Annotated in this window: 20 protein-coding genes; 19 read left to right on the top strand and 1 reads right to left on the bottom strand. The window is 66.2% G+C overall.

Annotated features, from left to right (window positions below; genetic code table 11):
* The 16 genes from murF to dnaE all read left to right on the top strand — a co-directional run bounded on the left by murF (position 1) and on the right by dnaE (position 19669).
* Positions 1-1566, top strand: a complete 1566-nt coding sequence (murF, locus tag QK287_RS08915) for a UDP-N-acetylmuramoyl-tripeptide--D-alanyl-D-alanine ligase (RefSeq protein ID WP_226774314.1) — start codon at positions 1-3, stop codon at positions 1564-1566.
* Complete coding sequence (mraY, locus tag QK287_RS08910) at positions 1563-2672, top strand: phospho-N-acetylmuramoyl-pentapeptide-transferase (RefSeq protein ID WP_226774313.1); 1110 nt, start codon at positions 1563-1565, stop codon at positions 2670-2672. Before murF ends, mraY begins: the two co-directional genes overlap by 4 nt.
* On the top strand, positions 2669-4255 hold the full coding sequence (murD, locus tag QK287_RS08905; RefSeq protein WP_226774312.1) for a UDP-N-acetylmuramoyl-L-alanine--D-glutamate ligase: 1587 nt from the start codon (positions 2669-2671) through the stop codon (positions 4253-4255). Before mraY ends, murD begins: the two co-directional genes overlap by 4 nt.
* A 2-nt stretch (positions 4256-4257) precedes the next feature.
* Entirely contained in the window at positions 4258-5805 is a 1548-nt protein-coding gene (gene ftsW, locus QK287_RS08900; RefSeq protein WP_226774311.1) for a putative lipid II flippase FtsW, read from the top strand.
* 6 nt (positions 5806-5811) lie between these two features.
* Positions 5812-6915 (top strand): undecaprenyldiphospho-muramoylpentapeptide beta-N-acetylglucosaminyltransferase, encoded by a 1104-nt coding sequence (gene murG / locus QK287_RS08895; RefSeq protein ID WP_226774310.1) that lies wholly within the window; start codon positions 5812-5814, stop codon positions 6913-6915.
* Positions 6916-6974: 59 nt separating this feature from the next.
* Positions 6975-8450, top strand: coding sequence for a UDP-N-acetylmuramate--L-alanine ligase (murC, locus tag QK287_RS08890; protein ID WP_282359872.1), 1476 nt, complete (start codon positions 6975-6977; stop codon positions 8448-8450).
* A 139-nt stretch (positions 8451-8589) separates the two neighbouring features.
* Positions 8590-9306 (top strand): FtsQ-type POTRA domain-containing protein, encoded by a 717-nt coding sequence (locus QK287_RS08885; protein WP_309485665.1) that lies wholly within the window; start codon positions 8590-8592, stop codon positions 9304-9306.
* Between the two features lie 195 nt (positions 9307-9501).
* Entirely contained in the window at positions 9502-10722 is a 1221-nt protein-coding gene (gene ftsZ / locus QK287_RS08880) for a cell division protein FtsZ (RefSeq protein ID WP_226773330.1), read from the top strand.
* A gap of 92 nt (positions 10723-10814) precedes the next feature.
* On the top strand, positions 10815-11555 hold the full coding sequence (locus QK287_RS08875) for a polyphenol oxidase family protein (protein WP_226773333.1): 741 nt from the start codon (positions 10815-10817) through the stop codon (positions 11553-11555).
* Positions 11548-12330, top strand: a complete 783-nt coding sequence (locus QK287_RS08870; protein ID WP_226773329.1) for a YggS family pyridoxal phosphate-dependent enzyme — start codon at positions 11548-11550, stop codon at positions 12328-12330. Before QK287_RS08875 ends, QK287_RS08870 begins: the two co-directional genes overlap by 8 nt.
* 87 nt (positions 12331-12417) lie before the next feature.
* The gene (gene sepF / locus QK287_RS08865) at positions 12418-12948 is read left to right on the top strand and encodes a cell division protein SepF (RefSeq protein ID WP_226773328.1); all 531 of its coding nucleotides are present in this window, start codon (positions 12418-12420) and stop codon (positions 12946-12948) included.
* A gap of 138 nt (positions 12949-13086) precedes the next feature.
* Complete coding sequence (locus QK287_RS08860) at positions 13087-13395, top strand: YggT family protein (protein ID WP_226773327.1); 309 nt, start codon at positions 13087-13089, stop codon at positions 13393-13395.
* 137 nt (positions 13396-13532) lie between these two features.
* Positions 13533-14228: a DivIVA domain-containing protein gene (locus QK287_RS08855; protein WP_226773326.1), complete on the top strand. Its 696-nt coding sequence runs from the start codon at positions 13533-13535 to the stop codon at positions 14226-14228.
* Between the two features lie 140 nt (positions 14229-14368).
* On the top strand, positions 14369-14953 hold the full coding sequence (gene lspA, locus QK287_RS08850; RefSeq protein ID WP_226773325.1) for a signal peptidase II: 585 nt from the start codon (positions 14369-14371) through the stop codon (positions 14951-14953).
* Positions 14943-16031, top strand: a complete 1089-nt coding sequence (locus QK287_RS08845) for an RluA family pseudouridine synthase (protein WP_282359871.1) — start codon at positions 14943-14945, stop codon at positions 16029-16031. The genes lspA and QK287_RS08845 overlap by 11 nt, the downstream gene beginning before the upstream one ends.
* 80 nt (positions 16032-16111) lie before the next feature.
* Positions 16112-19669 (top strand): DNA polymerase III subunit alpha, encoded by a 3558-nt coding sequence (gene dnaE / locus QK287_RS08840; RefSeq protein WP_226773323.1) that lies wholly within the window; start codon positions 16112-16114, stop codon positions 19667-19669.
* Between the two features lie 27 nt (positions 19670-19696).
* Here dnaE and QK287_RS08835 read toward each other — a convergent pair whose 3' ends face one another.
* Positions 19697-20155, bottom strand: a complete 459-nt coding sequence (locus QK287_RS08835; RefSeq protein ID WP_226773332.1) for a flavin reductase family protein — start codon at positions 20153-20155, stop codon at positions 19697-19699.
* A gap of 209 nt (positions 20156-20364) precedes the next feature.
* Between QK287_RS08835 and QK287_RS08830 the strand changes: the two genes are divergently transcribed.
* From QK287_RS08830 to nrdR, 3 genes are all read left to right on the top strand, one after another.
* A complete protein-coding gene (locus tag QK287_RS08830; RefSeq protein ID WP_226773322.1) occupies positions 20365-21003 on the top strand; it encodes a hypothetical protein in 639 nt (212 codons plus the stop codon).
* A 64-nt stretch (positions 21004-21067) separates the two neighbouring features.
* Complete coding sequence (hisD, locus tag QK287_RS08825; RefSeq protein ID WP_226773321.1) at positions 21068-22459, top strand: histidinol dehydrogenase; 1392 nt, start codon at positions 21068-21070, stop codon at positions 22457-22459.
* 137 nt (positions 22460-22596) lie between these two features.
* On the top strand, positions 22597-23088 hold the full coding sequence (gene nrdR / locus QK287_RS08820) for a transcriptional regulator NrdR (protein ID WP_226773320.1): 492 nt from the start codon (positions 22597-22599) through the stop codon (positions 23086-23088).
* Positions 23089-23211: the final 123 nt, after the last annotated feature.

Raw genomic sequence — 23211 nt, 5'->3', positions numbered from 1 at the left:
ATGATTGCATTTACCGCGGCGGAAATCGCCGAAATAACCAACGGCCGGCTAGCCGCCGAACCGGGCGTTACTCCCGGTTCGGTCGTAACCGACTCCCGCGAAGCCACCCCGGGTTCCCTCTACGTGGCCAAGCCGGGGGAGACTGCCGACGGCCACGACTTCGTCGCCGCGGCTTTCGAACGCGGCGCCGTGCTGGCCCTCGTCGAGCATGATGTCACGGACGACGCCGGGCGCACCTACCCCGCCGTTGTGGTCCAGGACTCGGTCCTGGCGATGGGTGCCCTCGCCGCGGAGGCCGTCCGACGGATCCGTGCGGGCCGTGCCGCCAACGGCGAGCCGCTGACCGTGATTGGCATCACCGGTTCCGCCGGCAAAACCACGACCAAGGACCTGCTGGCCGGTATCCTCGGCGCGGAAGGCAGCACTGTTGCCCCGCAGGGTTCCTACAACGGCGAAGTCGGGGTGCCACTGACCGTCTTCAAAGCCGGTCCCGACACCCGCTTCCTCGTCATCGAGATGGGCGCCACGGGCGTGGGACACATCAGCTACCTCGCCGGGATGGTCCGGCCCGACATCGGCGTGGTGCTCGGTGTTGGCACCGCCCACGCGGGCGAATTCGGCGGCGTGGAAAACATCGCCATCGCCAAGGGCGAGCTTGTCGAGGCCCTGCCGGCCGGCGGCACCGCAGTCCTGAACCTGGACGACGCCCGTGTTGCCGCCATGGCCGCCCGCACCCGGGCCGCGGTGCTGGGCTTCTCTGCCGCTCCGGCCAGCGCCGGCCTGTCAGGCGAAACCGGGACCGGGCCTGCCGGGGCAGAATGCGTCCGCGCCGAGGGGATCGAGTTGAATTCCGGCGGAAGTCCCGAGTTTGAGGTGCTCTTCCCCGGCGGAACACCGCCGCATCATATTGCGGCGAAGCTTATCGGGGCGCACCACATCGGCAACCTGCTGGCAGCGGCGGCCGCCGCCCACGCAGCCGGAGTCCCCGCCGCGCGGATCGCCGCCTCCCTCAGCTCCCAGTCGGCTGCCAGCCGCTGGCGGATGGAGCGCACCGAACGCGCCGACGGCGTCACCATCATTAACGATGCCTACAACGCCAATCCGGAATCCATGCGTGCCGCGCTGCGGACCCTCGCTGACCTCGGACGGGGCCGCCGCACCTGGGCTGTCCTTGGTGCCATGCTTGAGCTGGGTCCGGATTCGATCCGCGAGCACATGGCAGTCGGCACGCAGGTGGTCCGGCTCAACATCTCCCGCCTGCTCGTTGTGGGCCGGGAAGCACGTTCGCTCTACGTTTCTGCCGTCAATGAGGGGTCCTGGGGCAACGAGTGCGTTTTTGCCGAAACAGCCGACGAGGCCTACGAATTGCTGCAGGCCGAGCTGGAGCCCGGTGACCTGGTGCTGTTCAAGTCGTCCAACAGCATCGGCCTGAGACACTTGGGGGATCGGATAGCATTGCCTCTTCAGGCCCCCGGTACCGTTTCCGGTGCGGCTGGGGGATCGGCTGCCGTGAGCGCAGCCGGAGATACTGCCGGAACCGCCACTGAAGGGAGTGCGCTGCCGTGATTGCACTGCTGATGGGCACCGGACTGGCCCTGCTGTTTGCCTTCCTGGGAACCCCGCTGTTTATCCGTTTCCTGGTCCGGAAGAGCTACGGACAATTCATCCGAGATGACGGGCCCACCTCGCACCACACCAAGCGCGGCACCCCGACGATGGGAGGCACTGTCGTCGTTCTCGCAGTGCTTGCGAGCTACGCCGTCACCCACCTCGTGATGTGGCTGATGAACCCGGCGTCGCCGGGACCCACCGCGTCGTCGCTGCTGCTGCTGTTCCTGATGGTCGGGATGGGGCTCGTCGGTTTCCTGGATGACTTCATCAAAATCTCCAAACAGCGAAGCCTGGGCCTCAATGCCAAGGCCAAACTCATCCTGCAGGCCGCCGTGGGCATCATTTTCGCCGTCCTTGCCCTGCAGTTCCCGGACGAAAACGGCGTGACACCGGCGTCGTACCAGATCTCGCTGGTCCGCGATATCCCATGGCTGGACCTCGCCTTCGCCGGTACGATCGTCGGAGCCATTCTCTTTGTGTTGTGGTCGAACCTGATCATCACCGCCGCCACCAACGGCGTGAACCTGACGGACGGCCTCGACGGCCTCGCCGCTGGGGCATCCATTATGGTCTTTGGTGCCTACACGCTGATGGGGATCTGGCAAAGCAATCAGGCCTGCGGCTCGCCACGGCAGGCCGGTGCCGGCTGTTACAGCGTCCGGGACCCGCTGGACCTGGCCCTGCTTGCCGCCATCCTCAGCGGGGCGCTGGTCGGATTCCTGTGGTGGAACACCTCGCCGGCAAAGATCTTTATGGGGGACACGGGGTCACTGGCCATCGGCGGTGCCGTCGCCGGCCTCGCCATCCTGTCCCGGACCGAGCTGCTGCTCGCCTTCATCGGCGGCTTGTTCGTCCTGATTACCCTTTCGGTGATCATCCAGGTCGGCTACTTCAAAATCACCAAGGGTAAAAGATTCTTCAAGATGGCACCGCTCCAGCATCACTTTGAGCTCAAAGGCTGGGCCGAGGTCACGGTCGTCGTCCGCTTCTGGATCCTCTGCGGGCTTTTCGTCGCCGCGGGCCTGGGCATCTTCTACGCCGAATGGGTGGTACTGCTGTGACTGGTCCGATCCCCGCGCCGCTCACGAGCTCGCCCCGGCTCCAGGACCTGGTCAGCTGGGACTCCGCCTGGGCCGGATTGCGCGTAGTCGTCACGGGCATCGGGGTCTCCGGCTTCGCTGCCGCCGACACGCTGATAGAACTCGGCGCCCGTGTGGTGGTGGTCGACGCCGCCACCGGGCCCACGGCACGGGCCAAGGCGGACACCCTGCGGATCGTTGGTGCGGCCGATGTCCTGCTGGGCGAGGACGCCGTTGAGTCCGTCCCCCGCATTGACGGAGCCACTCCGGACCTGATTGTCACCTCCCCGGGCTGGCGGCCGGACCAGGCCTTGCTCGCCGCCGCGGCGCGGGCCCACATCCCGGTCTGGGGCGACGTCGAACTGGCCTGGCGGCTGCGCGTGCGCAATGGACGCAAGACGGCCGACTGGCTCACCATCACCGGGACCAACGGCAAGACCACCACCGTAGGGCTGACCGAGTCGATGCTCCAGGCGGCGGGGCTGAAGGCCATCGCCGTCGGCAACGTCGGCACACCGATCCTGGATGCGCTGCGCGATCCTGTCGATTACGACGTTTTCGCCGTTGAACTTTCCAGCTTCCAGCTGCACTGGAGCCACTCCGTCTCCCCGCTGGCAAGCGTCTGCCTCAACGTCGCCGAGGACCACGTCGACTGGCACGGCTCCTATGCGTCCTACCTGGCGGACAAGGCCAAAGTCTACGAAAACACCCAAAAAGCCTGCATCTACAATGCCGAGCAGATCGAAACCGAGCGAATGGTCGAGGACGCCGACGTCGTCGAAGGGTGCCGTGCGGTGGCCTTCACCACCGTCACGCCGGCGGTCAGTATGCTCGGTGTGGTCGAAGGACTCCTCGTGGACCGCGCCTTCATCGCAGAGCGCAAGGACAGCGCGGCCGAACTGGCGTCCGTATCGGACCTCGGACCCGTGGCTCCGCGGCACATGGTGGCCAATGCCCTGGCCGCGGCAGCGCTGGTCCGGGCTTATGGCGTCGAGCCTGCGGCCGTCCGCGAAGGCCTGCGCAACTTCCTCCCGGGGGACCACCGCATCCAACTCGTCGCCCGGGACCACGGAGTTCTCTGGGTCAATGACTCTAAGGCCACCAACCCGCATGCCGCGGCCGCGTCGCTCTCAGCGTTCGATAACGTGGTCTGGATAGCGGGCGGCCTTTCCAAAGGCGTGAACTATGAACCGCTGATCCAGGCCCACGCCAGGCGGCTCAAGGCAGTGGTTCTGATCGGGGCAGACTCCAGCGATCTGCGCTCCGCGCTCCGGCGACACGCACCCGATGTCCCGGTGATCAGCGCCGGGAAGGGTGAAACTGAAGACGTGCAGACTGCCGGACCGGCCGACGCCGCAGCAGGACCTTCACCGATTTTCGGCGAGACTGTGATGGCACAGGCCGTAGCATCGGCGGCGCAGCTGGCCACCTCCGGGGACACTGTGCTCCTGGCTCCGGCAGCTGCATCCATGGATCAGTTCTCTTCCTACGCTCACCGTGGCGACGCCTTCCTCGAAGCTGTCCGCGAGCTCGTGGAAGGGCAGGCTCAGACCAGCGAGGAGTAACAATGGTCAGCACGCCCACACGTCACCCGGCGGCCGCAACGGCCGCTCGACAACAACCCGCCGCCAAGGCACCGAACAAGCCTGGGAAATCAGGCTTGCCATCAGGCCTCCGCAGGGTCCGAAGCTGGTACCGGGGGTTTTGGTCCGCGCTGGAAGGAACCGGGAAGTCGCGCAACGGCTCCACGTATTACCTGATCCTCGGTTCCACCCTGGCGCTCACGGCAATCGGCATCCTGATGGTGCTCTCCGCCTCCAGCGTCGAGGCGATCGCTGCCGGGGAATCGCCCTACACTGCGGCCCTCAAACAGGGGCTGTTCGCCGGAATTGGGCTGTTCGCCATGTTCCTGCTGTCGCGGGTAAACGTGGTGTGGCTCAAACGCGGAGCCTGGATGGCCATCATTGTGGCCCTCGTGCTGCTGGTGCTGGTGCTTCTCGTGGGACGCAGCGCCCTCGGTAACCAGAACTGGATCGACGTCGGGCCCTTCACCTTTCAGCCCTCCGAGGCGGCCAAACTGGCGCTGGCGCTGTGGATGGCAACGGTGCTGGACCGCAAAGCCAAGCTGCTGTCCCGGGCCAGGCACGCCCTCGTCCCCGTGGTGCTTCCCGGCGCCGCCGGAGTGATCGGGCTCATTTTGATGGGTAACGACCTGGGCACCGCCATGATCGTGATGATGATCACGGCTGCCGCCTTGTTCTTCGCCGGAGTGCGGCTCTACCTGTTCGGCATCGCCGGTGTTGTCCTCGCCGCCGGCACCGCTGTCCTGGCGATCACCAGCCCCAACCGTGTCTGCCGCATCCTGTCCTGGACCGGGCAGACGTGCGCGGACGGATCCAATGTGAACTACCAGTCCACCAACGGCCTGTACGGGCTTGCCTCCGGAGGCTGGTTCGGGGTGGGCCTGGGCCAAAGCCGGCAGAAGTACAGCTGGATTCCGGAGGCCCACAACGACTTCATCTTCGCCATCATCGGCGAGGAGCTTGGGCTGGTCGGAACCCTGGTGGTGCTGGTGCTCTTCGCCATTCTCGGCACCGCCATCTACCGCGTCGTTGCCGCCCAGACGGCCATGTTCCACCGCGTCCTGGCCGGTACCATCATGGTTTGGCTGCTGGGCCAGGCCACCGTCAACATGGCTGTGGTCACCGGCCTGGCGCCGGTCGTTGGCATCCCGCTTCCCTTTATTTCCTACGGCGGTTCGGCGCTTCTGATGTCACTGTGCGCGATCGGCGTTGTGTTGTCCCTGGCCCGCGCGCAGATGGCGCCCGGGCTGCAGCCGGAGCGGCTGTTCCGGTTCGGCCCCGCCACGCTGGCGGCCTCCCTGCGGAAGCGGGTCGCCGCGCGAGGCGGCGCCGCACGCACCCTCCGGCCCGCCGCCCGGACTCCGGTCCCGGATCGTTCCCGGACCGGAAAGCCTCCCGCCGCAAGACCTGCCGCCGGAAAGACTCCTGCCGCAATACCTGCCGCCGGAAAGACTCCTGCCGCAATACCTGCCGCCGGAAAAGCCGGTACCAGGATCCCCTCACCCAGCAATCCCGCACGAAAGCGTAAATAAGCCGCCATGAGCACCGAGTCGTTATTGTCCGTTGTCCTCGCCGGCGGCGGAACAGCAGGGCACATCAGTCCGCTGCTGGCCATCGCCAACGCACTGCGGCAGGCCCGCCCCGGAGTCCGGCTCCTGGCGGTCGGAACCCCCGGCGGAATGGAAGCCACGCTGGTCCCGGCCGCGGGACTGGACCTTGCCACCATCAGCAGGGTTCCTTTCCCGCGCAGGCCCTCACTGGAGCTGTTGCGGCTGCCCGCCCGGCTGGCGGGTGCCGTGAAGCAGGCCGGCGCCATCCTCGATGCGGCCGGTGCCGATGTCCTGGTCGGTGTTGGGGGCTACGTCTGCACCCCGATGTACATCGCCGCCTGGCGCCGGAAGATCCCCATCGTGATCCACGAGGCGAACACCCGGCCCGGTCTGGCAAACCGGGTGGGTGCCCGGCTGGGCGGACACGTTGCCGTGGCGTTTGCCGGCACCAAACTGGGTGCCTCGCAGCACGTTGGCATGCCGATGCGCGAGGAAATTTCCGGGCTGGACCGGTCAGCAGCCAGGACCGCTGCCCGGGTAGCCCTCGGCCTTGAGCCGGACCTTCCGGCACTGGTTGTCACCGGCGGCTCCTCGGGGGCCCAAAGTATCAACCGCACCATTGCCGCCTCGCTCGGGCTCCTGGCCGGGGCCGGCATTCAGACCCTGCACATCACCGGTCGCGGCAAGGCCGTCCACGACGCCGACGGCCGGCCGCTCGTTGCCCCCGGGTACCACCAGCGCGAATACGTGGACGGCATGGAAACGGTTTACGCGGCAGCAGACCTACTCCTGGCGCGCTCCGGTGCCGCGACGGTGAGCGAGGCTGCCGCCGTCGGGCTTCCCGCCGTTTTTGTTCCGCTGCCGATCGGCAACGGGGAACAGGCGCTTAACGCCGCCGGGCTCGTGGACGCCGGTGGCGCCCTGCTCGTGGCGGACAGCACATTCTCCCCTGACTGGGTCCGCGATCACATCGTCCCGCTGCTCCAGGACCGGGACCGGCTGGCCCGGATGGCAGCCAGCGCTGAAAAGCTCGGCATTCGGGATGCTGACCGGCGGATGGCCGATCTCGTCCTGGGATCGGCCGCAGCGTGAACGACATGCCACGGAGCGCCATGCCATCCCGAAGCAGCAAAGCAGGAAGCGATAGAGGAATGACCCAGCCAGAACGTCAGCACGTACCCGGGCCCGCCAGCACAGGGGAGTCCCTTGGCCGCATCCACTTCATCGGCATCGGCGGCGTCGGAATGTCGGCTGTGGCCCGAATTATGGTGGCCCGCGGACTGCCGGTCAGCGGCTCCGACGCGAAAGACCTGCCGGTGATGGCGGACCTGGCCGCGGCCGGGGCCAGGATCTGCGTCGGCTATCACGCCGCTAACCTCGGCGACGCTCAAAGCGTCGTCGCCGGCTCGGCGATCCGCCCGGATAACCCGGAGCTGACCGCCGCCCGGGCTGCCGGATTGCCTGTGCTGCACCGCTCCGAGGCACTGGCCGCGGCCATGGCGCAGGACACCGCCGTGACCGTCGCCGGGACACACGGAAAGTCCACCACGACGTCGATGATCGCCGTTCTCCTGCAGGGCGCAGGCCTGGACCCGTCCTTCGCCATCGGTGCGAACGTTCCGGCGCTGGGAGTTAACGCCGCCAGCGGCAGCACACCGATCTTCGTCGCCGAAGCCGACGAATCCGACGGTTCCTTCCTGAATTACCGTCCGCAGATCGCAGTCGTGACCAACGTTGAACCGGACCATCTGGACTACTACGGCACCGCCGAGGCCGTCTACGCCTCCTTCGACCGCTTCACCGCACTGCTCCCGGCAGACGGGGTGCTGATCGCCTGCGCTGACGACGCCGGCGCCCGGGCGCTGGCCCGGCGAAACCTCGAGCGCGGCAACACCCGCGTTGTGCTTTACGGCACCAGCGTCGACGCCGGGATCATGCTCCACGACGGCGGTCCGGGCGATGTGTCGATCACCACCGACGCCGGACGCTTTCCGCTCGATCTGCACGTTCCCGGGCGGCACAACGCCCTCAACGCGGCGGCCGCGTTCGCCGTTGCGCTGGAACTCGGCGTGGAGCCAGGTCGCGCCGCCGCCGCCCTGACCCACTTCACCGGGGCGTCCCGGCGTTTCGAATTCAAGGGCGCGGGCCGCGGTGTAAGGGTCTACGACGACTATGCCCACCACCCCACCGAAGTGCGGGCAGCCCTGTCCGCAGCGCGCTCCGTGGCGGGCGGCCACAAACTCCACGTCCTCTTCCAGCCGCACCTGTTTTCCCGGACCCGGGAATTCGCCGGAGAGTTCGCGGCAGCGCTCAACGCCGCCGACACCGCACTGGTACTTGATATCTACCCCGCCCGGGAAGATCCGATCCCGGGCGTCAGCAGCCAGCTGATCGCCGCGCACCTTGGTGCCGGCGGCCGGCTCATCGGACCGGGCGATGAGGCCGTGCGGTCAGTGCTGGCCGCCGCGGCGCCGGGGGACATTGTGCTTACGGTCGGCGCAGGCGACGTTACCGCCTACGGGCCGATGATTGTCGCAGCCCTGAACGACCCCACCCCGCACGACCCCACCCTGAACAAGGGCACCCCGCACGAGGGACTGCCGGGCGGCGGTGGCCAAGGTGCCTAGCAGCCGCAGGCCCGGCTACCGGGCGGCTGGACCACGGGCCCCGGGGACCCGCGGGGATTCAGCGCCGGAGGACGCTATCTCGGCTACTAAGGACGGGACAGCAATCCGTGCCGCGACCCCCCGGCCGGCTCCGGATAACGTGCTGTCCTTTCCCGAACCCAAGGCCAAACGCCGGCTGCGCATCCTGCTGGCTACCATTGGGATCCTGGCCGTTCTGACCGCCGGGATCCTTGCCATTGCTGTCTACTCTCCGGTGCTGGCGGTTCGGACGGTCACCGTCGAGGGCACCAAACTGCTGACGGCGGACCAGATCCGAACGGCGCTCGCTCCGCTGGAAGGCAAGCCGCTGCCGCAGATCAGCGACGGCGACGTCACAGCCCTGCTGCAGCCCCTCGTGCAGGTTAAGAGCGTCAGCACCCAGGCCCGCCCGCCGTCGACGCTTCAGGTCAGGGTAACCGAACGCGTACCGGTTGCCCTCGTTAAGCAGGGTGAGGTCCACCAGCTCGTGGACGAGGACGGCGTGAAGCTCAGCGACACCGCCGACCCGGCCGCAATCCCGCTTCCTGTCATCGACGGCGGCAACGGCACGCTGCCCAAGGACCTGTTCCAGGCCATCACCGGTGTCCTCGGGGCGCTGCCGGCCGACGTGCTCGGACGGCTCTCCAGTGCCTCGGCGAAGTCCGTGGACGCCGTCGAACTTAAGCTTGTGGACGGACAGACGATTGTCTGGGGCAATGCGGGGGAGAAGGAGCTAAAGGCGCGGGTCCTCGAAGCCCTGCTGAAGGCCCCCGCCGACCCGAAGAACCCGGTCCGGGTCTACGACGTCAGTGCGCCCCGGCACCCGGTCACCCGGTAGCTGGGAAAAGAGGCTATTTCGCCGCTAATACCGCGACACGCGGGGCCGGTTATTGAATGTCATCTACATAGGAAATAGCGTCACAGCATGAGTTACTTGACATAACTATAACCTTCAACTCGAAGGTTAAGGTTATAAGCTTCAAGTCCGACTCCACCAGTTTTCGCAATAGAACACGAACAAGGGACACGTAACGTGGCAGCTCCGCAGAACTACTTGGCCGTCATCAAGGTCGTCGGCATCGGCGGCGGTGGCGTGAACGCAGTCAACCGCATGATCGAAGTCGGTCTTCGCGGCGTCGAATTCATCGCGGTCAACACCGATGCGCAGGCATTGTTGATGAGCGATGCCGACGTCAAGCTCGACATCGGGCGTGAGTTGACCCGAGGCCTGGGTGCCGGTGCTAACCCGGATGTCGGCCGACAGGCCGCCGAGGACCACGCCGAGGAGATCGAAGAGGTCATCCGCGGCGCGGACATGGTCTTCGTCACCGCCGGCGAAGGTGGCGGCACCGGGACCGGCGGTGCGCCCGTGGTCGCCCGGATCGCCCGCTCGCTCGGCGCGCTGACCATCGGCGTTGTCACCCGGCCCTTCACCTTCGAAGGCCGCCGCCGTGCCGGCTCCGCCGAAGCCGGGATCGACGCCCTCCGCGACGAAGTGGACACGCTGATCGTCATCCCGAACGACCGCCTGCTCTCCATCAGCGACCGCAACGTCTCCGTCCTTGACGCGTTCCGCTCCGCTGACCAGGTGCTGCTTTCCGGTGTCCAGGGCATCACCGACCTGATCACCACCCCGGGCCTGATCAACCTCGACTTCGCCGACGTTAAGTCCGTTATGCAGGGCGCAGGATCCGCGCTGATGGGCATCGGTTCGGCGCGCGGCGAAGACCGTGCGGTCAAGGCTGCAGAGCTCGCCATCGCCTCGCCGCTGCTTGAAGCATCGATCGACGGCGCGCACGGGGTCCTGCTGTCCATTCAGGGCGGCTCGGATCTTGGCCTCTTCGAAATCAACGAAGCTGCCCGCCTGGTCCAGGAAGTTGCCCACCCGGAAGCGAACATCATCTTCGGCGCGGTCATCGACGATGCGCTCGGCGACGAGGCCCGTGTCACCGTCATCGCCGCCGGTTTCGACGATGTCAAGGCCACCTCACCGTCCATGGACCAGTCGCTTCCGCAGTCGGCCCCGCAGCGGCCGGCGGCCCCGGCAGCGGCCCCGGTCCAGGCACCGTCCTCGGCCCACGTGCAGCCGCTGCACGCCACGGTTGGCGCTTCCGGTTACGGCGGCTGGGGGCAGCAGCGTCCGTCTGCGGTCCCGGCCGACTCCGGCTTCGACGCCGACCTTCCTTCAGTTGTGGAGCCGGACATGTCCGGCCGTCACTCCGATGATCTGGATGTCCCTGACTTCCTCAAGTAAGTCCTGAAGCACCGTGGCACTGCCTGATGGCAGTGCCACGGTGCTTTCTCTTAGGATCGTAGTTCTGCAAACAAGTTTGGGCGGTGGTCTGGGTGTTCTCCTGGCGGGCGGAAGTCCGGCCCGGCGTTTGGGTGGCCTTCACCGACGCCGCTGCCGGCAACCTGGCGCTCCATGTCGGTGATGATGCGACCGAAGTGGCCCGTCGTCGGCGGGCCCTCGAGTCGGCGCTGGAACTCGGCGGCCGGCGTTTCCAGTACATGAACCAGGTCCACGGCAATGACGTCGCCGTCGTTGGCGCGGCCGCGGGCGGCCCGGGCGGAGCTCCGGCTGCCGGTGGCCCGACGGCCGATGCCCTGGTGTCCCTCGGGGACCCGCTCGCCGTGCTGGTGGCCGATTGTGTGCCGGTCGTCCTGGTCGGGGAACGGGCCGGTGGCCCGGACCCCGTTCTGGCAGTCGTCCACGCGGGCCGTCCGGGCGTCGCCTCCGGAATTGTCCCCGTGGCCGTCGCACGTATGCGGGAGTTGGGTGCGTCGGCACTCCGGGCCTGGATCGGTCCGTCCGTCTGCGGGCGGTGCTACGAGGTGCCCGCGCGGATGCGCGACGACGTTGCCTCCCTGGTGCCCGCGGCCCGTTGCACCACTTCCCGCGGCACCCCTGGACTGGACCTGCCGGCTGCCGTGCACAGCCAGTTGCGCGATGCCGGAGTCACAGTTGAATACTCCGGCGCCTGCACCCTGGAGGACACAAAGCTTTTCTCCTACCGCCGTGACCAGGACACCGGACGTTTCGCCGGGCTCGTGTGGACCCACGCCGCGGCGGTCCCGGATGAATAATCAGCTGCGCGGCGGCGCCGATGAACCGCTGGCGGAACAGGACCCCGACGGCGGCCTGCCCGATGCCCGGCTGGAACAGCTCAGGGAGCGGCTCACCGCCGTCCGGCAGCGCATCGACACTGCCGTTGCGGCCGCCGGACGGCAGGAGCGCCCGCCCCAGCTGATCGTGGTCACCAAGTTCCATCCCGCCGAGGATGTCCGGCGGCTCGCCACACTCGGCATCACCGACGTCGGGGAGAACCGGGACCAGGAAGCAGCGGAGAAGTCCGGTGCGCTGCCCGGGCTGGACTTGCGCTGGCACTTTATCGGCCAGCTGCAGAGTAACAAGGCCAAGTCGGTCGTGAAGTACGCCCACGCGGTGCACTCAGTGGACCGCCCGCAGCTGGCCGGAGCCCTGGCCAAGGCCATGTCCGCACAGAAGGAACTGACGGGGCGCCCGCCGCTGGAGTGCTTCATCCAGGTCAGTCTCGACGGCGACGCCGGCGGACGCCGGGGTGGCGCCCTGCCGGCCGAGATCCCGGCGTTGGCCGCGCAGCTGGCGGGGGCAGCGGGACTCCACCTGGCCGGCGTAATGGCAGTGGCCCCCTTCGGCGAGGATCCGGTCCCGGCATTTGAAAAGCTCGCGGAGCTCTCCGCCCGGCTGACCGCCGTCCACCCCGGGGCCACGGGTATTTCCGCAGGCATGAGCCAGGACCTTGAGGCGGCCATCCGGTTCGGGGCGACACACCTTCGCGTTGGCTCCGATATTCTCGGTCCGCGTCCGGCGTTGCGGTAAGTTCAACGTATTGGAAGGTAACGGCGGGAATTCCAAGGCTGCTAAGTCATTGATCGGCCCGCTGACGGACACGATTAGGAGTCGACCATGGCCGGCGCTCTGCGCAAGACAATGATCTATCTTGGGCTCGCTGATGGCGACGAACACTACGAGTCCGAGCACCAAACATCGCACAAGGATGAGGACGATTCCATGGAGCACGACCGCGAGGAACGCCGTGCACCGGCGCCCGTCCGCGAGGCACCCAGGGACGAGCCCTACGCCGCTGAAGAGGAATACCGCGCACCTGTGACACCCATCAAGCGAGCGGCGTCGAGCCGCGAAGAGCACACCGGACTCCGCCAGATCACTACGATCCATCCGCGGTCCTACAACGACGCCAAACTCATCGGTGAAAGCTTCCGTGATGGCATCCCCGTCATCATGAACGTCACCGACATGGGCGAAGCGGACGCCAAGCGCCTGGTCGACTTCTCCGCCGGACTGGTGTTCGGCCTGCGCGGCAGCATCGAGCGCGTGACGAACAAAGTCTTCCTGCTCTCGCCGTCGTACGTCGAAGTGATTGGCGACGACAAAAAGGTCAGCGAGACCCAGGCAAGCTTCTTCAACCAGAGCTAGTTCCGGATTCTTTTGAAGGATGCCAGGCGGGGACACCTCGTCTGGCATCCTTGCTGCACGATCCGTGTTGAAATAGAGGCGGAACTATCAGGCGGACACTGCGGTATCCGGAATGAACATGGAGATATGAGCTAACTCATGGGAATTGTTTTCGGACTTGTCTATATCGCCTTGCTGTTGTTCCTGGTGGCGCTCATCATCCGCCTGGTGTTCGACTGGGTGCAGATGTTCGCACGGGGCTGGCGGCCCCGCGGCGCGGCGCTTGTGGCAGCTCACGCTGTGTATTCGGTCACAGACCGTCCGTTGAAACTGCTGCGGCGTCTCATCCCGCCGTTGCGGCTGGGCGGAATCTCGCTGGACCTCGGTTTCCTGCTGATCTTCGTGGCTGTCAGCATTGCCATGGCGTTTGCCAAGTACCTGGTGTTCTCCCAGCCGATCGCAGCCTAGCCCGTTCGTGGCCCGAAACAGATAGAAACTCCGGTTTGACACTGCGGTGTTGAATTAGAGGAACCAGACCATATTTAGGTACCGTAGTTTTTACGGCCGAAAGGCCTACTGACTAACTAGACCAACGAGGTGACCAGATGGCTTTGACGCCAGAAGACGTTGTCAACAAGCGCTTTCAGCCGACCAAGTTCCGCGAAGGCTACGACCAGGATGAAGTTGATGACTTCCTGGACGAAATCGTCGTCGAACTGCGACGCCTGAACCAGGAGAACGACGAGCTGCGCAAGAAGCTCGCCGAACTGGGCGCCGGCACGCCTGCCAGTTCTTCCGCCGCGGCGCCTGTCGTGGAAAAGGTTCCGGCACCGGTCAAGGTCGAGAAAGAAGACGGCGCGAAGGCGGAAGCCGAGGCCAAGGCCGCCGAAGCCGTCAAGGCTGCCGAAGCTGCCGAAGTTGCCAAGAAGAAGGAAACCGAGCAGGCAGTTGCCCCGGCCCGCACCGTCTCAACCCCCGCTGCGGAGTCCGCCGCCGGCCTGCTGGCCATGGCGCAGCAGATGCACGACAAGCACGTCGCCGACGGCGAGCAGCAGCGCGACAAAATCATCGCTGAAGCGCAGATTGAGGCCAGCAGCCTCGTCAACGACGCGCAGGAAAAGTCCCGCAAGATCCTCGGCGCCCTTGAGCAGCAGCGTTCGGTCCTGGAGCGCAAGGTCGAGCAGCTTCGGGGCTTCGAACGCGATTACCGTTCACGCCTGAAGGCCTACATTGAGGGCCAGCTGCGTGACCTCGATGCCCGCGGCTCCGTGGCTGCCCCTGAGGTGGAAGCCAACAGCTAGGACAGTTAGCAAGTATTCTGAAAGCCGGTGGCTGAGGATTCCTCGGCCGCCGGCTTTTGGCATTAACCGCCGGCTCCGGCCGCGGCCGTGACCAAGCACCCGGATTCCAGTGCCCGCACTGGCTCGCGAACGAAAGCCTTATGACTGACGCACCCCCACCTGACGCAACGCAGCACGCTGCGTCCGCCCACGCAGGCCGCACCGGCCACCGGCCGCGGCGCGCCCTGCTGCTATCCGTATTCTTCGGCCTTGCGGCGTTCGCCTATGTCTTCGATCAGCTGACCAAACTTTGGGTTACGGCCACCATGATCGAAGGCGAAAGGATCCCCGTCCTCCCGCCGCTGCTGCACTGGTACTACATCCGGAACTCCGGTGCTGCCTTTTCGATCGGTGAGAACGTCACCTGGGTGTTTACCCTCATTATGACGGCCGTCTCGATCGCCATCCTGCTGCAGTTGCGCAAGCTGGGCTCGCTCTGGTGGGCGCTGGCGCTTGGGCTGCTCCTGGGCGGCGCCCTGGGCAACCTCACGGACCGGCTGTTCCGCGAACCCTCCTTCGCTATGGGCCACGTCGTGGACTTTATCCAGCTCCCCAACTTTGCGATCTTCAACATCGCGGACTCCGCCGTTGTGTCGGCCGTGGTAATTATCTGCCTGCTGACGCTGCGCGGGATTGCCCTGGACGGCTCACACCCGACCAAGGACACGGTAAAACATGACTCCTAATCACACCGTGCCCGGCGACGGCACGCCAGATACCGTGACTCCGGAGTGGCCGGCCCCGGCCGGCCATGTCCCGGAAGTGATCCTCCCGGAAGACCTCGACGACGCCGACCGGTCCGACGCACCCGGCGGGCAGGACGCGCCGGCCGCCTCGTCCGCGCTTCGCTTTGTGGTCCCGGCGGACGTCGCCGGCGCCCGAATAGATGCCGGACTTGCGGGCCTGATGGCTATTTCCCGCTCGCAGGCAGCCACGTTAATCGCCGAAGGCCACGTCCGCAGCAACGGCAAAGCGGTGGGGAAGTCGCTCAGGCTTGCCGCCGGTGCCGTGCTCGACGTTGTTGTCCCGGAACGCCGGGACCCCCTGGAAATTGTGGAGGAAGTAGTGGACGGCCTGGACATCCTGCTGGACGATGACGAATTTGTCGTCATCGACAAACCGGTCGGCGTAGCCGCCCATCCCTCTCCCGGCTGGGTGGGACCCACTGTGGTCGGCGGCCTCGCCGGTCTCGGCTACCGGATTTCCACCTCAGGCTCGCCGGAACGCAAGGGCATTGTGCACCGGCTCGACGTCGGGACCTCGGGCGTGATGGTGGTCGCCAAGACGGAGCGTGCGTACACGGCGCTCAAGCGGGCCTTTATGGAGCGCACCGTGGACAAGGTGTACCACGCGGTGGTCCAGGGACTTCCGGAGCCGCTGGCGGGCACCATCGATGCGCCGATCGGCCGTCACCCAGGCCACGACTGGCGTTTTGCGGTCATCGAGGACGGCCGGGACTCCATCACGCATTACGAAGTTCTTGAAGCCTTTGGAAAGGCCTCGCTTGTGGAGGTCCACCTCGAGACCGGCCGGACGCACCAGATCCGCGTCCATTTCTCTGCCCTGCGCCACCCCTGCGCCGGCGACCTGACGTACGGCGCGGACCCGCGCCTGGCTGCCACCCTGGGGCTGACCCGGCAGTGGCTGCACGCCCGGCAGCTGTCCTTCGATCATCCCCGGACCGGGGAGCGGGTTACGGTTACCAGTGAGTACCCGCAGGACCTGCGCTACGCGCTGGAAGTCCTGGAGTCGGGACAGGCCTGAGCCGCGCAGCACCTGGCCTGCCCGCCGGTGCGGCCTGAGCTCCGTGCCGAAAGCTCGGTGCGCGGCACTAGAATGAACCGGTGACTTCCAGCAACAACTCGTTCGTGCACCTCCACAACCACACCGAATACTCCATGTTGGACGGTGCGGCCCGGTTGGGGGAGCTGTTCGACGAAACCGAGCGGCTGGGCATGCCGGCCCTGGCCACCACCGACCACGGCTATCTCTTCGGGGCATTCGACTTCTGGAAGCGGGCCACGGACCAGGGCATCAAGCCGATCATCGGCGTCGAGGCGTACGTGACGCCCGGGACCGCGCGCACCGACAAGACCCGCGTCCGCTGGGGCGAAGAGAACCAGCGCAAGGATGACATCTCCGGCGGTGGTGCCTATACCCACATGACGCTGCTCAGCTACAACAACGTGGGCATGCGCAACCTTTTCCGGGCCTCCTCGATCGCCTCACTGGACTCGGTCTTCGGCAAATGGCCGCGGCTGGACCGTGAACTGCTCAACACCTACTCGGAAGGGCTGATCGCTACCACCGGCTGCCCCTCCGGCGAGGTCCAGACGCGGCTCCGGCTTGGCCAGTACCGGGAAGCCGTCGAGGCCGCGGCCGAGTTCCGCGACATTTTCGGCGCCGAGAACTACTTCTGCGAACTCATGGACCACGGCCTGGACATCGAGCGCCGCGTCACCGGCGACCTGCTGCGCCTGGCCAAGGAACTGAACCTTCCGCTGGTGGCCACCAACGACCTGCACTACACACACGAGCACGACGCGAAGGCACACGAGGCACTGTTGGCCATCCAGTCGGGTTCCACCCTTCTGGAGCCGACGTACGACAACGGCGGCTCGCGCTTCGCTTTCTCCGGCAGCGGCTACTACCTGAAGTCGCCGCAGGAAATGCGGGAGCTGTTCCGCGACCATCCCGAGGCATGCGATAACACGCTCCTGATCGCCGAGCGCTGCGAAGTGTCCTTCAACACCGGCGCCAACTACATGCCCCGGTTCCCGTGCCCGGACGGGGAGGACGAAACGTCCTGGCTGGTCAAGGAAGTCGACAAGGGACTCCAGTACCGCTATCCGCAGGGCATTCCGGACAAGGTGCGCACCCAGGCCGACTACGAGCTGGGTGTTATCACCTCGATGGGCTTCCCGGGCTACTTCCTGGTGGTGGCGGACTTCATCAACTGGGCCAAGAACAACGGCATCCGGGTGGGTCCCGGACGCGGCTCGGGCGCCGGGTCCATGGTGGCCTATGCCATGCGCATCACTGACCTTGATCCGCTGCACCACGGCCTGATTTTCGAGCGCTTCCTCAACCCGGACCGGGTCTCCATGCCTGACTTCGACGTCGACTTCGATGACCGGCGGCGCTCCGAAGTGATCGACTACGTCACGCGAAAATACGGCGACGAACGTGTCGCGATGATCGTCACCTACGGCACCATTAAGACCAAGCAGGCCCTCAAGGACTCTTCCCGGGTGCTGGGTTACCCCTTCAGCATGGGTGAACAGCTGACCAAGGCGCTGCCGCCGGCGGTGATGGCCAAGGACATTCCGCTTGCAGATATCCAGAACAAGGACTCCAAACGCTATAGCGAGGCCGGCGACTTCCGGCAGCTGATCGCCACCGACCCCGAAGCCGCGAAGGTGTTCGAAACGGCGCTCGGCATCGAGGGCCTGAAACGTCAGTGGGGTGTCCACGCGGCCGGCGTCATTATGTCCTCGGACCCGATCATCGACGTGATCCCGGTGATGCGCCGCTTCCAGGACGGCCAGGTCATCACCCAGTTCGACTACCCGACCTCCGAGGGCCTGGGCCTGATCAAGATGGACTTCCTGGGCCTGCGGAACCTCACGATCATCTCCGACGCCCTGGAAAACATCACGATGAACCGCGGAATTGAGCTGGATCTGGAGTCCCTGGCCCTGGACGACGTGGCGTCCTACGAGCTGCTCGCCCGCGGCGACACCCTTGGTGTGTTCCAGCTCGACGGCGGGCCCATGCGCTCCCTGCTCAAGCTGATGAAGCCCGACAACTTCGAGGACATCTCCGCCGTCCTGGCCCTCTACCGGCCCGGACCCATGGGCGCCAACGCGCACACAGACTACGCGCTGCGCAAGAACAAGATCCAGGACGTCATCCCGATCCACCCCGAGCTCGAGGAACCGCTCGCCGAGATCCTCGGCGGCACCTACGGCCTGATCGTCTACCAGGAGCAGGTGATGGCCGTGGCGCAGAAGCTTGCCGGGTACACCCTGGGCCAGGCCGACATCCTGCGCCGCGCCATGGGCAAAAAGAAGAAATCCGAGCTCGACAAGCAGTTCGCCGGCTTCTCCCAGGGCATGCAGGACAACGGCTACTCGATGGCCGCGGTCAAGACCCTCTGGGACATCCTCCTGCCATTCTCCGACTACGCCTTCAACAAGGCCCACTCGGCTGCATACGGCGTGATCTCCTACTGGACCGCCTACCTCAAGGCCCACTATGCGCCGGAGTACATGGCAGCCCTGCTCACCTCGGTGGGCGATGACAAGGACAAGTCGGCCATCTACCTCAACGAATGCCGCCGTATGGGGATCACGGTGCTGCCGCCGGACGTCAACGAGTCGGCGCTGAACTTCACCCCGGTGGGCACGGACATCCGCTTCGGCATGGGAGCCATCCGCAACGTCGGAGTCAACGCCGTCGAAGCCATGGTGGCGGCCCGCGAAAAAGAAGGGGCCTACACCTCCTTCAAGGACTACCTGATGAAGGTACCGGCTGTGGTGTGCAACAAGCGCACCATCGAGTCCCTGATCAAGGCCGGCGCCTTCGATTCGCTGAACCACCACCGGCGCGCCCTGGCCATGATTCATGAAGAAGCCATCGATTCGGTCATCACCCTGAAGCGGAACGAGGCAATCGGCCAGTTCGACCTGTTCGCCGGAATCGACGAAGCCGAGTCCGAGGCCTCGTTGAGCATCGAAATTCCGGACCTCCCCGAATGGGAGAAGAAGGACAAACTCTCCTTCGAACGGGACATGCTCGGCCTCTACGTCTCGGACCACCCGCTGCAGGGCCTTGAAGGGGTCCTCAGCCAGCATGCCGACCAGTCCATCACCTCGCTCATCGCCGAAGACGGCCCGCACGACGGCGCCATCGTTACCATTGCCGGCATGATCACCTCGCTGAGCCGGCGGATCGCGAAGGCCAGCGGCAATGCCTACGCCCGGGCCGAGATCGAGGACCTCGGCGGTTCCGTCGAGGTTATGTTCTTCGGGCAGGTCTATGGCCCGATCGCCTCCGTGCTGGCAGAGGACCTGATCGTTGTTGTGAAGGGCCGGCTGCAGCGCCGCGATGACGGCGCCGTGGCATTGAACTGCATGGAACTCTCCGTCCCGGACCTCAGCGAGGGCCTCAACGGCCCGCTGGTGATCACCATGCCGACGCATAAGGCAACCGAAGCAGTTGTGACCGAGCTCGGCGACGTGCTGCGGACCCACCGCGGCAAATCCGAAGTCAGGCTGCACCTGCAAGGTGACGCCCGGGTGGAGGTTATGGGCCTGCCCGTGCACTTGCGGGTAAACCCCAGCCCGTCGCTGTTTGGAGATCTGAAGGTGCTGCTGGGCCCGACCTGCCTGGACGGCTAAGGCCAGCCCGCGAGGGCCTCCGGCGGGCTAGATTTCGTAGTCGAGCGGCACGGGCTGGCCGTAGGAGCCGGAGTGGTAGAGCAGCGGGGCGCCGTCGGCACCGACTTCGCCGCCCACAACCTCGACCACCACAACGGCGTTGTTCTCGAAGGAGAGCCGCATCTGGACCTTGCCGATCAACCAGCCGGCAACGTCCTTGAGGACCGGCACCTCATGGGGCCCTGGCACCCAGTGGTCCCCCTCGAAGCGGTCGCGGGTCCTGGCAAAACGGTCGGCCAACGCCTGGTTCTCCAGTCCCAGCATGTGCACGCCGATGTACTTCGCATTGGCGACGGCCGGCCAGGAACTGGAAGTGCGGGCCATATTAAAGGTGAACCGGGGAGGTTTCGCGGAGAGCGAGGCCACAGATGTTGCAGTAAAGCCGAAGGGGACGCCGTTGAAGTTGGCGGTGATGATGGCCACGCCGGCGGCGTGCCGGCGGAACATCTCCTTGAAAGTACTTTCGAAGGCTTGGTCCTCTGCGGCCACTGCAATCCCACTCCCTGGTGCACATTTGTGTCATTCCTACCCCGCCAGCGTATTCTCTCAGCGCCCGGCCGCGGTACTTGTTGCCCCCGACGCGTCATGTGGACGGTCATCGGGCCCAGCGCGGCGTGGTGTGCCCGCCCGGCCAAAAGCTTGTTAAAGTTTGTTCCATGACACAGCCCGCACTCAATGGCCAGCTCCCGCAGCACGCCCGGCAGGACCCGCTGCAGGGACCGGCCGGGATGCCGGGTCCCGAATCCCGGCAGGGTATTCCCGCCGCAGCGCCGGAACCGCCGCCGCTCGTGCGCGTTGTGACGTGGCGTAAAGCTGCCGTTATCGCTGCTGCCGGTGTGCCGGCGGGGCTGCTGTGGTGGCTCCTGGCCCCGTCCGGCCTTAACCTGCTCTCGGGTGATCCGCAGTTGCGCAGCGGGGCAAACACCGAAGGGTGGCTGCCCCGGGACCTGGTCCTGGCGGCCCTGATGCTGCTGGCCGGCTGCATTTCCGGTGCCGTCGCTTCCGGCAGCAAGCATAACGGGCCGTCCAGCCGGGAGGTCCTGGTGGCAGTGGGTGCCGGCGCACTCGGCGCACTCGCCGCGTGGGGGACCGGCGTGCTGTGCGGCCTGTGGTGGGGAACGCCCGAGGACACGTCGGCGAACGCCAGTATCGCCTTTTCGCTGCGGTCCGTGGCGGTCCTGACAATGTGGCCGGCCGCTACTGCCCTTGCGATCTTCTTGAGCACCCTCGGGAGTAAACCGGCTCCGGAAAGCGGGCCCGGGGCTCACGGTGCGGACCCCGAAGCCCTGGAGTAGCCAGCCGGAACCACCCGGGGGCGAGCGGCGCGGCACGTGCCCGCGGGACCCGTAAAATAAACGGGTGACCCTTTCAGCTGACAGTTCCGTGCCCGCCGCTACTGCGCCCCCGGCCCCCGCCGGACTCACCTTCCGTACCGTTGACCTGCGCGGCCAGCGGCTGACACTTGCCGGCCTCCGCGCCGCGGTACCCCGCGCAAAAGCCGGCGCCATGGCGGATGCGGAGCAGACCGTCCTGGGCATTATCGCCACCGTCCGCGCCGGGGGCTTCGAAGCGCTGAGTGAACTGGCCCGAACGTTCGACGGCGTCGAGCAAGCACACCCCCGGGTTCCCGCCGGGGCACTGACGGACGCCTTGGCCGGGCTCGACCCCGACGTCCGGGCAGCACTGGAAGAATCCATCTCACGTGCCCGGCGCTTTGCCGATGCCCAGCGGCCGGCCGACACCGATGTCGAACTCGGCGACGGGGCGGTGGTCAGCCAAAAATGGGTCCCGGTAGCGCGTGTGGGACTCTATGTGCCCGGCGGGCTGGCGGTCTACCCGTCCTCCGTCATTATGAACGTTGTTCCTGCCCTCGCGGCCGGCGTCGAATCCATCGCCCTGGCTTCGCCGCCGCAAAAGGACTTCAACGGACTCCCGCACCCCACGATCCTCGCCGCGGCATGCCTGCTGGGCATTAACGAGGTCTACGCGATCGGCGGCGCCCAGGCGATCGCCGCGTTCGCCTATGGCATCCCCGCCTCGGAGGGGAACGCCGGACTGGACCCGGTCGACGTTGTCACCGGCCCCGGCAACGTCTTCGTCGCCACTGCCAAACGCCTCGTCAAAGGTGTTGTGGGCATCGATTCCGAGGCCGGCACAACGGAAATTGCGATCCTGGCCGACGACTCGGCCCGGCCGGACCTCGTCGCGGCGGACCTGATCAGCCAGGCCGAGCACGACCCCAAAGCTGCGTCAGTTCTGGTCACGGATTCCGAGCTGCTCGCCGCCGCGGTTCGGGTGGAACTGGACCGTCAGGCGGCCCTGACCAAACACCGGGACAGGGTCCGCGAGGCGCTCTCCGGTCCGCAGTCCGGCGTTGTCCTGGTGGACAACCTCGACCAGGGCATTGCGGCGTGCAACGCCTACGCGGCCGAACACCTGGAAATTATGACGGCGGACGCTGCCAGTGTCGCGGGCCGGATCCGCAGCGCCGGGGCGATCTTTGTGGGCGACTACAGCCCGGTCAGCCTGGGCGACTACTGTGCCGGGTCAAACCATGTGCTGCCGACCAGCGGCACCGCGGCCTTCTCCTCGGGGTTGAACGTGACCACCTTCCTGCGGGCCATCCAGGTGGTTAACTACACCCGCGCGGCCTTGGAAGAGGTCAGCGGACACATCGTGAGCCTGGCTGGAGCCGAGGATCTGCCGGCGCACGGCGAAGCCGTCACCGCCCGCTTTGCCGGCGGTGCCTGACCACTACATGTAGTAATTACAGGATTGTTATTCGCCTACATCTAGTCGTAAACTGATAATGGAGACAAAAATGCTCCGCCGAACTACGGGTGTTCGCCCGCGTTTGGTCATCGGCCTGCGACAGGGGACGGAACGAGATGTATTGCCCGTTTTGCCGGAACCCTGATTCGCGGGTGGTCGACAGCCGGATAGCCGACGATGGCTCTGCCATCCGCCGCCGCCGGCAGTGCCCCGAGTGCGGCCGGCGTTTTACCACCGTCGAGACCACCAGCCTGAGCGTGATCAAGCGCTCCGGAGTCGGCGAGCCGTTCAGCCGCAGCAAAATCATCAACGGTGTCCGCAAGGCCTGCCAGGGCCGTCCCGTCACCGAGGACGACCTCGCCATGCTGGCCCAGGAAGTCGAGGAGACGATCCGGGCAGCCGGCGCCGCCGAAATCGACGCCCATGAAGTGGGTCTCGCAATCCTCAACCCGCTCCAGCGGCTCGATGAGGTGGCCTACCTGCGCTTCGCAAGTGTCTACCAGGCCTTCGAGTCCCTCGAGGACTTCGAGGCTGCCATTTCGCTGCTCCGCCACGAAGCCGAAAGCAAGGCCCGCGAAGGCCAGAGCCAGCAGAAGAGCCCGCTCTAGGGGCGTATCAGGAGCGCCGGCTCACAGACTCCGGTGGTGGCAGCGGAGGGGAAGCCGCGGCCACCACCGGCACCAATCAAGAAAAGAACCACCACTCCGGGTCGTCGCCAGCGCGCAGGACAA

Source organism: Arthrobacter sp. AL05, from assembly GCF_029960715.1.
Taxonomy (GTDB): Bacteria; Actinomycetota; Actinomycetes; order Actinomycetales; family Micrococcaceae; genus Arthrobacter.
Note: the sequence above shows the minus strand (reverse complement) of the source record. Positions and strands in the feature narration are given on the sequence as shown.

What these genes read in the sequence shown, in the direction of transcription:
- QK287_RS08860 (WP_226773327.1), top strand. Translation starts at nt 13,087, where the DNA reads ATGGGAATTGTTTTCGGACTTGTCTATATCGCCTTGCTGTTGTTCCTG.
- murG (WP_226774310.1), top strand. Translation starts at nt 5,812, where the DNA reads ATGAGCACCGAGTCGTTATTGTCCGTTGTCCTCGCCGGCGGCGGAACA.
- lspA (WP_226773325.1), top strand. Translation starts at nt 14,369, where the DNA reads ATGACTGACGCACCCCCACCTGACGCAACGCAGCACGCTGCGTCCGCC.
- ftsW (WP_226774311.1), top strand. Translation starts at nt 4,258, where the DNA reads ATGGTCAGCACGCCCACACGTCACCCGGCGGCCGCAACGGCCGCTCGA.
- QK287_RS08870 (WP_226773329.1), top strand. Translation starts at nt 11,548, where the DNA reads ATGAATAATCAGCTGCGCGGCGGCGCCGATGAACCGCTGGCGGAACAG.
- QK287_RS08855 (WP_226773326.1), top strand. Translation starts at nt 13,533, where the DNA reads ATGGCTTTGACGCCAGAAGACGTTGTCAACAAGCGCTTTCAGCCGACC.
- murF (WP_226774314.1), top strand. Translation starts at nt 1, where the DNA reads ATGATTGCATTTACCGCGGCGGAAATCGCCGAAATAACCAACGGCCGG.
- QK287_RS08845 (WP_282359871.1), top strand. Translation starts at nt 14,943, where the DNA reads ATGACTCCTAATCACACCGTGCCCGGCGACGGCACGCCAGATACCGTG.
- nrdR (WP_226773320.1), top strand. Translation starts at nt 22,597, where the DNA reads ATGTATTGCCCGTTTTGCCGGAACCCTGATTCGCGGGTGGTCGACAGC.
- sepF (WP_226773328.1), top strand. Translation starts at nt 12,418, where the DNA reads ATGGCCGGCGCTCTGCGCAAGACAATGATCTATCTTGGGCTCGCTGAT.
- QK287_RS08835 (WP_226773332.1), bottom strand. Translation starts at nt 20,155, where the DNA reads ATGTTCCGCCGGCACGCCGCCGGCGTGGCCATCATCACCGCCAACTTC.
- QK287_RS08830 (WP_226773322.1), top strand. Translation starts at nt 20,365, where the DNA reads ATGACACAGCCCGCACTCAATGGCCAGCTCCCGCAGCACGCCCGGCAG.
- murC (WP_282359872.1), top strand. Translation starts at nt 6,975, where the DNA reads ATGACCCAGCCAGAACGTCAGCACGTACCCGGGCCCGCCAGCACAGGG.